This is a genomic window from Komagataeibacter intermedius TF2 (assembly GCF_000964425.1).
Taxonomy (GTDB): Bacteria; Pseudomonadota; Alphaproteobacteria; order Acetobacterales; family Acetobacteraceae; genus Komagataeibacter; species Komagataeibacter intermedius.
In genome coordinates this window covers 1-11,995 of record NZ_BANF01000012.1, presented here as the reverse complement: position 1 = coordinate 11,995, position 11,995 = coordinate 1, and the positions used below count along the sequence as shown (strand labels likewise).

Below are 11,995 nucleotides of genomic sequence, written 5' to 3'. Positions count from 1 at the left end.
GATATACGACGTCCTTATCGTGATGATGAGGTAGCATGCCCGACGTATTTTGCAGGGTGGCGCAACGGTCTGATCATGCATGATACATCGAGGTCTGCCCCAACCGGGGGGACTGGCGTTCCTCGCCTGTCAACGCCGGGATCCTTTTTGCGCAGACAATCCCTTCATGCCGCAATCCCCATAGATTATGCGCCGTCTGGACAGGAGGCGGGGCAGCATGATGCCTGTACACCCATATCGCCCCCATGACTGGCCATGAAGGCCGCACGATTATAGCGGGCACTACCTATGTAACGCAGAATGTCGATAATATAGTTTCGTCTTATTGTTGTTGTTTTTGTAGATTATAATATTACTTCATGGTGGGTATAATGGCATGAACGTAGGCAGAAAATATATCCCTGTTATACTATCGGTTATTTTATCGTTTCTGGGTGGTGCCCTGTGTTATCATTTCGGCCTGCGGTTCCTGCCGGATTCAGACCAGGCCAATGCCTGGTTCGAAGCGCAGGACATGGCGCAGGGGAATTTTTTTCTCAAGGGGTGGGTCAATTCCCCTGACAATTTCTGGCTGATAGATCTGCTGGGCATGGCCGGCCTGCTCAGGCTCATGCCCGCAAGCATGACGGTGCTGCATATCCTGCCTGCCGTGTGGTGGGGCGGTATTATTGGGGCTGCCTGTTATCTGGCCCTGGGCGGAAGACGCAACCGGTCCTGGCGATGTCTGCTGCCCGTCATGGGCTTTATCGCCCTTGTGCCGCTATATGAGCAGGAAGCAATCGCGTTCATTACGTATGCACCCTATCATGTGGGTACGATGTTCGTGGCCCTTGTGGGCATTATCGCCGCCGGACGTGTGCTGGATGGAACAGGGGGAAAGCTGGCGCAGGCCAGCCTGTTCATGTTTGTCAGCATCATTTTTATCAGCGACCCGTTTGCCGTCTGCTGTTTTGTCATGCCGACCTGTCTTGTCAGCCTGTGGCGGATCTGGACAGACGATCATCCCGAACGGGGCGTGCGCTGCTTTGTGCCTGTGATCATGGCTTTTGTAGCGGCGACGGTGATCAAGACTGTTATCCACGTGGAAGGGGGATTCCATTCCCTGCATGTGGTGGCCCATTTCATGGCGCTGCCGGAACTGCCTTCACACCTGCTGTTGGCCCTTATGTCGGTGCTGGACCTGTTCGGCATCAATTTCTGGGGCAAGACCGTTATCGGCCATGCCAACCATAATTCCCTGACAGATATCGTGCGCCTGGTGCCGTTCGTGTTCATTGCGCTTTATGTCTGGCGTTATGCCCGTCAGCGGGTGAATGACGTAAGACGGAACCAGTGCTTTGCCGGGGAAGATTCCGTTTCGGATATTCTGGTCGTCGGGCTGGTCATGGATGTCCTTGCGGCGTCGATACTGGATTTCCATATTCCCGGCGAAGACATCATCCGTTATTTTCTGCCCGTTTTGCTGTTCGCGACCATTGCCTATGCCCGTTCTGACAGGGCTGGGGACGCATCCGGCATTTTCATGGGGGCGATCGTGTGGTCATTACTGGCCTGCGTGCTGACATGGCACCCCCGGACGGAACAGGACGTGGATATCGACCCGTATCATGTTGGTCATCAGTTGGATGTCCGGCCCCTGATGGCCGTGCTGCATCAGCAGGATCTTACATATGGTTATACGGATTACTGGCACGCTTCCCTTACGACGCTTGCCAGTGGGGGAGAACTGAAACTGCGTTCGATCATGGTTAACGAGGATGTATCAGCCGCGGATAAAGCGGCATGCCATCTTGCATCCCGTCCGTGGCTGAGCAAAAGGGACTGGTACCTGCCTGCTGACCTGCAGGGCACGGATCGTGTCTTCTTTCTGGTCTATTCACCAGTCTTTCCAAAAAATGATGAGTATCTGAAACAGGCTGCGGTCATAAGCAACATGGGAACACCGGACCGGATTGTTCCGGTGGATGATGAATTCTCGCTTCTCATATATGATCGGCAGAGGGTCATGTCGTGTCACGGTCTGTTTGAATGGGAAAAGAAGAAATAAAAGCTGCTGCCCCATGCCGCCCTGTCAGGCAGGTGGAGAGACCGGACTTTCTTTTGCATTATTTCTTATGTGGGATGTTCCATGAGTAATAAAAATTCAATAATGGCACTGGGAATAATATTTAAAACTATCAATCGAAAATAGAAGTATTTATTGCGAAAGATGATGCTGTGAGAGATTTAAACAAAAAGAATATAATTGTTTCATGTTGTATTCTGGGGCTCATTTTTCGCGTTGTTATCTGCTTCTTCTATCGGGGGGGATGGCGACCGGACGAAATTTTCCAGAATCTTGAACCAGCCCATCATCTGTTGACGGGCCATGGTGTCGTTACATGGGAATGGCAGGCGGGTGTCAGGAACTGGGTCCTTCCGGGGGCGATTGCCGGGATATGGGAAATAACACGCGCCATGGGGCTGGGTCTGCCAGTCTTGGCTGTCAAGCTGGTGTTCGCCGTCCTCTCCGTATCGATTATTGCTGTATTCGCGACGCTGGGCGGAATGCTGTATGGGCGGGCAGGGGCATTGACATGCGGTGTCATGGCGGCCCTGTGGCCTGATCTGCTGATTGGCGCGGACCGGACCGCTGGGGAATTCCAGGCAGGAAACACACTGGCCCTGGCCATCGGGCTGGCCATGATTGGCCGGCAACTACAGTTGCAGGGACGTGACAACCTTAAACCGTATCTGGGTTGTGCCGTGTTTCTGGGCCTTACGGTTGTCCTGCGTTTTCAATTGGCGCCCGCAGTTGCGTTGTCCATGTTATGGGTTCTGTTCTGGCTGCCGAAATGGCGTGACCGGAGTGCGATTGTCCTGACCAGCCTTCTGCCGGTTCTGGCACTTGGCGTTGTGGACGGTATGACCTGGGGCGGGTTTTATCCCTCTATTATAAATAATTTCTACGTCAATATATTTAAATCAGTATCAAAAAATTACGGAGTGATGCCGTTTTACTATTATGTAGAAAGTATCATCTCATTCTGGCAATTTGCCTTTCTGGCGTTTGTTTTTCTGTTCGTGAAGGGGATGAAGCGGGCATGGATGCCTGCCGTAATCGGAACCGTCATCATATTTTACCACAGCCTGATTGCGCATAAGGAGACCTCTTTCATTTATGCGGCGATGCCGCTGCTTGTCCTTGTGGCCAGTCTGGGTCTCTCTTCCATTCTTGAAAAACTGCAGCCCAGGGCTTTTGCGGCAGCCATAGCGGTCGTGGCCATGTGCTGCTGCATGGCGGCGTCTCCGTTCAAACAGCATATGAACATGGTCAGTCGCATACCGGCTCTGCTGTATAAGGCATCACAGCAGGAAGATTCGTGCGGTGTCGCCGTTCTGATCGGGTCGGATGAATGGGGGGATACAGGGGGATACAGCCAGTTCACGAAACGCGATATTCCGCTTTATTTCTATTATGATAAAGCCGATATCCAGAATGCGTCGCACCAGTACAATTACGTCGTTTCGTATAGAACTTACAGGCTGATCGGTGATGCACTCCATGCTGTCGCGTGCAAGGGGTACTATTGCCTGTACAAGACGGCGCAGACCTGTAGCGGTGCGCCCGATTACAGCCAGTTTGAAAAGATGGTGACCAGGGCAGAAAACCAGAGGGTCAGCGGACAGGATCCCTGGCTGGTGAAGCCCTGATATGGACGGACCTGAAAACAGGCCTGTTCCATAACCCAATGTGGACAGACGGTTTTCTCTATCGTTTTTGATCGGTTGTGGCAGGAAAAACAGTATGAAACCGTATCCCGACAAACTGCGCGATGGTGTGCTCCTGCCACTGGCGGTCTGTGTATTCGTGGCGCTGGTCGTCCGGATCCTGATGATATTCCTGTCTCCCGGCCCGTTACGGGCGGATGAATTCTTTCAGTATATGGAGCCGGCCTATTATAAGCTGACGGGCCATGGCGTCCTGACATGGGAATGGCAGGCCGGAATCCGGTCATGGCTGCTGCCGGATATGATTGCGCAGATCCTCAGGGCCGGGCACGCGCTGGGGTTGGGGTATTCCGCCACTTTTGTCAGGATTGTCTTTGCGCTCTGCTCGTTGGGTCTTGTTGCTGGCTTTGTTTATGCCGGCTGGGTGACGGAGGGCATAAGCGGCGCATGGATATGTGGTATGTCAGCGGCCTTGTGGCCGGATATGGTCAATGATTCATTCCGTACGTTGGGTGAGACCGTCAGCGGCAATATAATGGCGCTGAGTGTCCTGATCATTTACATAGCAATGAAAAAACAGGGGAAAGCACATATCAGCCTCCCCATACTGTTTGTATTTGGACTGCTGACCGGCCTGTCGTTCGCGTTCCGGTTTCATCTGGCCCCGGCGCTGTGTCTTGACGTCATGATTGTCGTGTGGCTGACGGGCGCGCGGTCCGTGGTGCCGGTTGCTGCAGGGCTGCTCCTTCCCGTGTGTATGCTGGGACTGGTTGATTACCAGACGCTGGGTCATCCTTTTCAGTCCATATATAAAAACTTCTATCTGAACGTGAATGAAGGCGTTGCCCTGCGTTATGGCAGCATGCCTGCCGTCTTTTACCTGTTCGGTCTGTTTCATTTGTGGGGAGCGGCATTTCTACCGCTGTGCTGGCTGTTCTGGAAAGGTATGCCAGAACACAGGTATATGGCGTCCATCCCGCTATTTATATTGTTATATCATTCGATGATATCGCATAAGGAAATATCATTCATCTACGCAGCCATCCCGATATTTGTCCTTGTCGCATCGTTTTCTCTTTCAAAAATGGCCCGGTCAGGTCGTGCGATACCTCTGCCGATACTTGTCGGGAGTCTGGCCATTGTTGAACTGGGTATCCTGGCGTCGTCCTATGCCGACGGAATACATAAGAACAATCGGATCATGTATTTGCAGGCCAAGGCAAATAAAATGCCAGATATGTGCGGTCTTGCCCTGGTTGGGCCGGATGGCGGCTGGTGGCTGTCAGGTGGATACAGCCATATGAAACCCGACCGCGCGCTCTATCTGTTGACTGATACCACAGAGGGCGATGTCCCACCCACGAAATACAATTACGTTATTGGTGGCGATGGCTATAATATTTTCAATAAGAATTCACAGAAGATAATCTGTAAAAATGATGTCTGTCTGTACCACGTCAATTCAACATGTGACGGAACACCGGACTATACCCAGTTTTCCCGAACCGTGCTCAGGATGAACAGATAAAGGACAGCAGGTTTTTTATCCATCCTGTCTGCCGGGTGGACAGGATGACGCTCCCGCTGTCCCGGTGATGTAACGGCAGCAGCCATGAACGCCCGGACCTGAAGGCAGGAAGAACCGGGCGCCGCGCTGACATGGCGGCTTCCCGGCTGGATAGCCTAGTGGGTCGCGGACTGATTTTCGCCTGTCGCCGTTTTGTCGGTGGTCCCGGCATGCGTATCTGTCGCGGTCGGCTGTGCGGGTTGGGCTATCGCGGGCGCATCCTTCGTTGCGGGTGTCCCGCTATCGTGCGTCTCATTCCCGCCCTGTGTTTCGCCTGTTGCGGGGGGAACTGGTGTTTCCGGCGGCTTCGTTTCAGCGGATGCCGGGGCCGGTGGTGTTTCGGTGGCCGGGGCATGATCCGCTTCTGGCGGCTGCGCGGCCTGTGTGGATTGCGCTGGCTGCCCGTCTGTCGCAGGTGACGGCGTGTCTACATGCTGCTCCGTACTGGCCGCTGTGGCCGGGGCTGCAGGGGGTGTGCCGGATGGCGCATTCACCGCAGGGGCGGCAGGCGGAATCTGCGTGGCCGATGACGGTGCGCTGGCCCCCACGGTCGACATCTGCGGCAGGATCGGGGTCGGGGCAACCGGGCGCGGGGTCAGGGTGACTGTGGGCTGGCTGTAGCGGCTCAGCGCATCATTATCGCTCTGCACGCCATAGGGGTTCATGGGCGGCAGGGGCTGGGGTGATGGCTGGTCCGCCGCCGGGTTGCGGTCAAGCACGACACGCGTGTTCTGCGGATAGCGGTTCATAAGGCCAAGCAGCGTGCCGTTGGTCCAGCCAAACCCGATCTGCATCGGGTATTCGCCGCCGCCCTTGCCGCCCTTGGGGCTGATGAACGGATTGACCACGTCATATTTTTCCAGCAGCACGCCGGACTTTTCATACGTGCCGATCACGCGGCCCATCCACCGCGCCGCAATGTCACTGGCCAGTTCGTCATAGCCGTACTGGTTCAGGCCCTTGACCGCCATCCATTGCAGGGGCGCCCACCCGTTGGGTGAATCCCACTGCTGCCCGCTGCCGCTGCGTTCGGTGGCGATCAGCCCGCCGACCTTGAGCAGGTTTTTACGCACCGTCTCGGATACGGCTTTGGCCTGTTCCGGTGTTGCCATCTGCATGAACAGGGGCACAACGGCCGCACCCGACAGGATGGAGGTCGATTCCCCCTTCTTCCAGTCGTAATCGATGAAGGCGGCCCGGCGTTCATCCCACAGGATACGCTGCACCGCGTCGATACGCTCCTGCGCCAGACGGTTGTAACGGGCGGCTGCGTCCTTGTTGCCCTTCAGGTCATAGGCATGGGCCAGCGTCTGTTCCAGATGCGGGATCATGCAGTTCAGTTCGACCGTCAGCAGGTCGGTGGTGTGAATGGTGGACAGGGTATGCCCGTCCGCCAGCCAGCGGGACGAGAAATCCCACCCCGTTTCCGAACCGGCGCGCAGGTCGCGATAAACCTCCCCCTTCGGGCGTCCCGACTGCGCGGCCGTGGCGATGTCCTGCGGGTAGCTTTCGTCACGCGGGGTATCCAGATCATCCCAGTGGCGGTTCATCAGCGTGCCATCAGGCAGGCGCACAACATGCCGGTACGCGCCGCCGGGCGGAACGGAATCCTGCCCGTCCATCCAGTAATCATATTCCGCCTGCAGTTCGGGCAGGAAGGTGGTGTAGGCCACCTGCCCGTCATGCATGGCCAGCAGGTCAACCATTAGCGAGAAGAACGGAACCTGCGACCGGCTGAGGTAGTAGGTCCGGCTGCCATTGGGGATATGGCCGTACCGGTCGATCATCGACGCCATGTCGCGCACCATGTCGCGCATGAGGTCGATCTTCTGGTTTTCGTACAGCCCGATCATCGTGAAATAGCTGTCCCAGTAATACAGTTCACTGAAACGCCCGCCCGGCACGACATAGGTATAGGGCAGGGGAAGCTGCGATGAATACGCCACCTGCATGTCGGGCGGGCGGCTGAGAACTTCCCACATGCCGTTGATGTAGTCGCGCACGTTTTCATCCGGCGTGCGCTGGTAGGACACCGTCTTGCGCTCGGGCAGGGTGAAATGCCGCGCAACGAAGTCCTTCAGGGAAAAATCGGGCCGCTGCTTGGCGACATTGTATTCCGCCAGCAGGTCGGCCGGGGCCTCGTCGGGAATGGCGTCGGCCGCCGTCTTGGCATCGGTATAGATATGGGCTTCCCCGATCGCCTGGAACAGTCCATCCAGCACGACCGAAGGTGGGCGCAGGTCCTGCACCAGTGCCGCGGGCGCGCCCGCGTCCGACATCAGGGCGTCGGCTGGCGGCACGGGGCTGCTGCCGGTCGATGCGGGGCCGTCCTTGTGAACTGTCTGCACGGGTTCCGTACCCGGCGCGGGCGGAGGAGGCGCAGCGTCTGTATGATCGGAACCACCCGCCGCAGGCATGCCCGCAGGCGCAGGCGGGGTGGTGGGGCCGGATGTGCCGGTGCTGGCGGGTGGGGTGTTCGTGTCGGGTGTGGCGGCCGGGGCGGCGGCTGGCTGCGGTGGTGCGGCCTGATCGGTCGCCGGAGCCGGCGATGGAGCAGGCGATGGAGGTGTGGTCGCGTTGCTGGCGGGCACCGTCGGCTGCGGCTGGGCTGCAGGCATGGCGGGGGCCTGCGCAGGTGTGGCCTGTGGCGCTGCTTCCGGTGTCGCACTGGTTGGGGCAGGCAGCATGTTTCCGCTCCCCGACAGGGGTTCAGGCGTTGGTACGGAATAGGTCTGCTCCGGTGCTTCCGCTGCGGGTGTCGCACCTGCGGCGGAGGGAGACGGCGCGGCTGTTGTCCCATCCGCGCCTGCGGGCGGCGAGGAGGGGACAGCAGCGGTCGACGGCGTGGGGGCCACCTGTGATGTGGTTGGCGCTGTCTGGGCCAGGGCGGGCGTACCCGCGTAAAGAAGGCTGGCCAGCAACAGTCCGGCCTGACGGGGCGCGGACCGGGACAGACTAGAACCGCACAGGAGGGAAACTTTCACGAGACGCCATTTCTCCAAACAATGAAAACCTGATTTTTGCACAATGCCCTGCCTTGCGTCCCTACCACAAAGGGAAACCATCCAGATGGAGGGAAGTTCATTTTCACGCATGGTACCTGTCATGAAGACAGACCAGCTTTTCCCCAGGGGGCAAAACCGTCTATGCTACGTGCCCTTCCGGCCCGCAGCGGCCTGATCGTGCCCGTCTTTTAATCCTGTTCCGCCAACCGGAGTCACCATTTCATGCCCTTATCCCTTCAGGGTCTTTCCCCGCTGGCTGCAACCGATACCCTGTTCTTTGAACGCGCGGGCGCGCGCCTTGGCCGTCCCGATGCCGAACGCCTGGTCCAGCACGCGCTGGAGGGAATGGATGATGGCGAGCTGTTCCTGGAATATCGTGAAAGCGAAGGGATCTCGCTGGATGAAGGGGTGATCCGTTCCGCCACCTTCGACACGTCATCTGGATTCGGCCTGCGTGCCGTGCTGGAGGCGGAAACCGGCTTCGCCCATTCCGATGACATAAGCGAAAGCGCCATCCGCCGCGCGGCTGAAACCGTCAGCCAGATCAGGGCCGGGCGTTCGGGCACGCTGTCGGCAGGTCCGCGCTCGACCAACCACCGCCTGTATCCCGACATCAATCCGCTGGAAGAAGGGGCGTTTGCATCCCGGGCCGCCATGCTGTCGGAACTCGATGCCTATGCCCGTGCACGTGACCCGCGCGTGGTGCAGGTCATGGCGTCGATTTCCGCAGAATGGCAGGCGATCCAGATCATCCGCCCCGATGGGCAGCGCATGGCCGACATCCGCCCGCTGGTGCGCATGAACGTGTCGGTGGTGGTGGAACATGATGGTCGGCGCGAAAGTGGCGGCCACGGGCTGGGTGGCCGGTATTCCTACACCCGCCTGCTGTCGCCACAGGTGTGGAAGGGCGCCGTGGACGAGGCCCTGCGCATGGCGCTGGTCAACCTTGACGCCCGGCCTGCGCCCGCGGGGGAAATGGAAGTGGTGCTGGGTGCCGGCTGGCCCGGCATCCTGCTGCATGAAGCAGTGGGCCACGGGCTGGAAGGGGATTTCAACCGCAAGGGTACGTCCGCCTTCGCCGGACTTATGGGCAAGCGGGTGGCGGCCCCTGGTGTCACGGTGGTGGATGACGGCACCCTGCCCGAACGCCGGGGCAGTCTGACCATTGATGACGAAGGCACGCCCACCGGACGTACCGTGATGATCGAGGACGGCATCCTGACCGGCTATCTGCAGGACCGTCTCAATGCCCGCCTCATGGGCGTGGCCCCTACGGGGAACGGGCGGCGGCAGTCTTATGCCCATGCGCCCATGCCGCGCATGACCAACACCATCATGCTGGGTGGCGACGCCACGACCGATGACATGATCCGCAGCACGAAGCGCGGGTTGTACGCGGTCAATTTCGGCGGGGGACAGGTGGACATCACCTCGGGCAAATTCGTGTTTGCCGCATCCGAGGCCTATCTGATCGAGGATGGGAAGATCACCACCCCAGTGCGGGGCGCCACCCTGATCGGCAATGGCGCGGACGCCATGACCCGGGTCACCATGATTGGCGGGGAACCCGCGCTGGACCCTGGTATCGGCACCTGTGGCAAGTCCGGGCAGGGCGTGCCGGTGGGCGTGGGCCAGCCGACCCTGAAAATGACCGGCCTGACCGTGGGTGGCACGGGCGGCTGAGCCAGAGATATTAAAGAACGAAAGTTTTTGGGTGCCGCCTTTTGTTAAAAAAGGCGGCGTTCCCTGAAGCTTTCTGAAAAACAGCTTCACCAAAAAACTTCTTTTACTTTCGTGATGCTGCGATCACATCCTTCATGTGGCGGATCACGGCAGGCAGTCCGTCAAAAATGGCCTGCCCGATCAGGAAATGTCCGATATTCAGTTCCATGACCTGTGGCAGCGCGGCCACCGGGCTGACATTGTCATAGGTCAGCCCATGGCCTGCATGGACTTCCAGCCCGCAATGCGCGGCATGCGCGGCCCCGGTGGTCAGGCGGCCCAGTTCCACGGCGCGGGCTGTTGCATCCATGGCGTCGGCATAGGCGCCGGTGTGCAGTTCCACCACGGCCGCCCCCAGTTTCGCCGCCGTCTCGATCTGCGCCGCATCGGGATCGATGAACAGTGAGACACGAATTCCCGCGTCCCGCATGCGGGCAATGCGGGGGGCAAGGCTTTCGGCCTGTCCCCGCACATCCAGCCCGCCTTCGGTCGTGACCTCCTGCCGCCGCTCGGGCACCAGGCAGCACGCATGCGGGCGCAGGCGGGCGGCAATAGTGGTCATTTCCTCGGTCGCGGCCATTTCCATGTTCAGCGGGATCGACAGTTCGGCGCGCAGGCGCTCAAGGTCGGCATCGCGGATATGGCGACGGTCCTCGCGCAGGTGGGCGGTAATGCCGTCGGCGCCCGTTTCCTGCGCCAGCAGGGCAGCCTTGACCGGATCGGGATGCGTGCCGCCGCGTGCGTTGCGCACGGTGGCGACGTGATCGATATTCACACCCAGCCGGATGGGGGCGGGAAAGGATGCTGTCATGACCTGTTCCTGTGTTCGGCCATCTGCATGGCCATGCGCAACGCCGCGACAAGGCTGGAGGGATCAGCCAGGCCGCGTCCCGCGATGTCGAAGGCGGTGCCGTGATCGGGCGATGTACGGATGATCGGCAGTCCGAGCGTGGTGTTGACCCCCTGCGTCATGTCGATGGTCTTGAGCGGGATCAGCGCCTGATCATGGTACATGCACATCGCCACGTCGTACCGCGCGCGGGCGGCGGGGGTGAACATGGTATCGGGCGGCCACGGTCCGGTAATGTCCATGCCATCGGCGCGCAGGGCCGCGATGGCGGGGGCGATGATGGTCTGTTCTTCCGTGCCCATGCTGCCGTCCTCGCCCGCATGGGGGTTCAGCCCGGCAATGGCGATACGCGGCGTCATGATGCCAAAATCGCGCTGCAGGGCCGCATGGGTGGTACGGGTTGCGGTGATGATGGCGGCGGCATCCAGTTCATCCAGCGCACGGCGCAGGCTGACATGGATGGTAATGGGCACGACCCGCAGTTCGGGACAGGCCAGCATCATGACCTCGCGCCCCGGCACGTTGCACAGCGCGGCCAGGTATTCGGTATGGCCGGGATAGGGGAAACCGGCTTTTTTCAGCACGATCTTGCTGATCGGGCAGGTCACCACGCCGGTCGCCTGTCCGTTGCGGGACAGTTCCACCGCGCGCGCGATGGATGTGGTTATGGCGTGGGCATTGCCGCTGTCCGGCTGTCCGGGCCGCACGGGGGCGGCCAGGTCAACCGGCAGTACTGGCACGGCATGGGCGAACGTCTCCGCCGCCTGCGCAATGGTCCCGATTTCGCGCACTGGCACGTCGTGGCGTGCGATCAGCGCCGCATCGCCCAGCACGGCAAAACGCACCGGACCGTCCCGCAGGGCCCGCCATGCGCCCGCCGTGATTTCCGGCCCGATTCCCGCCGGGTCGCCCATGGTCAGGGCAAGGGGTACATCAGTCATTGGTGCGTGCCATGGCGTGCAGGATGCGGACCCATGACCGTATGCCCTTGTGGAAGGACGTCAGGTCATACTTTTCATTGGGGGAGTGGGCGCGGTCATCATCCAGCGCGAAGCCCACCAGCAGCGCTGACATGCCCAGTATGCGCTGCATGTCGCCCGCGACCGGGATCGACCCGCCACAGCCAATGGTTACGGCGGG

Annotated in this window: 8 protein-coding genes; 4 read left to right on the top strand and 4 right to left on the bottom strand. The window is 59.5% G+C overall.

What is annotated here, in order from left to right:
• Positions 1 to 376 precede the first annotated feature (376 nt).
• The 3 genes from B7449_RS02420 to B7449_RS02410 all read left to right on the top strand — a co-directional run bounded on the left by B7449_RS02420 (position 377) and on the right by B7449_RS02410 (position 5,239).
• A complete protein-coding gene (locus B7449_RS02420) occupies positions 377 to 2,047 on the top strand; it encodes a hypothetical protein (RefSeq protein WP_039734107.1) in 1,671 nt (556 codons plus the stop codon).
• Between the two features lie 170 nt (positions 2,048 to 2,217).
• The gene (locus B7449_RS02415; protein ID WP_158003643.1) at positions 2,218 to 3,693 is read left to right on the top strand and encodes a glycosyltransferase family protein; all 1,476 of its coding nucleotides are present in this window, start codon (positions 2,218 to 2,220) and stop codon (positions 3,691 to 3,693) included.
• 94 nt (positions 3,694 to 3,787) lie between these two features.
• Positions 3,788 to 5,239, top strand: a complete 1,452-nt coding sequence (locus B7449_RS02410) for a glycosyltransferase family protein (RefSeq protein WP_039734111.1) — start codon at positions 3,788 to 3,790, stop codon at positions 5,237 to 5,239.
• Between the two features lie 155 nt (positions 5,240 to 5,394).
• Here the strand turns inward: B7449_RS02410 and treF are convergent, their stop codons facing one another.
• Complete coding sequence (gene treF / locus B7449_RS02405; protein ID WP_039734114.1) at positions 5,395 to 7,965, bottom strand: alpha,alpha-trehalase TreF; 2,571 nt, start codon at positions 7,963 to 7,965, stop codon at positions 5,395 to 5,397.
• A 540-nt stretch (positions 7,966 to 8,505) separates the two neighbouring features.
• On the opposite strand from treF, the gene tldD reads away from it, so the two are divergent.
• The gene (gene tldD / locus B7449_RS02400; RefSeq protein WP_039734115.1) at positions 8,506 to 9,966 is read left to right on the top strand and encodes a metalloprotease TldD; all 1,461 of its coding nucleotides are present in this window, start codon (positions 8,506 to 8,508) and stop codon (positions 9,964 to 9,966) included.
• 103 nt (positions 9,967 to 10,069) lie between these two features.
• Here tldD and B7449_RS02395 read toward each other — a convergent pair whose 3' ends face one another.
• The 3 genes from B7449_RS02395 to B7449_RS02385 all read right to left on the bottom strand — a co-directional run.
• The gene (locus tag B7449_RS02395; RefSeq protein WP_039734117.1) at positions 10,070 to 10,816 is read right to left on the bottom strand and encodes a pyridoxine 5'-phosphate synthase; all 747 of its coding nucleotides are present in this window, start codon (positions 10,814 to 10,816) and stop codon (positions 10,070 to 10,072) included.
• Positions 10,813 to 11,796 carry a 4-hydroxythreonine-4-phosphate dehydrogenase PdxA gene (gene pdxA, locus B7449_RS02390; protein ID WP_039734118.1) on the bottom strand — a complete coding sequence of 328 codons (984 nt, stop codon included), beginning with the start codon at positions 11,794 to 11,796 and terminating at the stop codon, positions 10,813 to 10,815. The genes B7449_RS02395 and pdxA overlap by 4 nt, the downstream gene beginning before the upstream one ends.
• On the bottom strand, positions 11,789 to 11,995 hold a 207-nt coding region (locus tag B7449_RS02385; protein WP_048883194.1), incomplete at its 5' end, for a M20/M25/M40 family metallo-hydrolase. The genes pdxA and B7449_RS02385, both read right to left, overlap by 8 nt.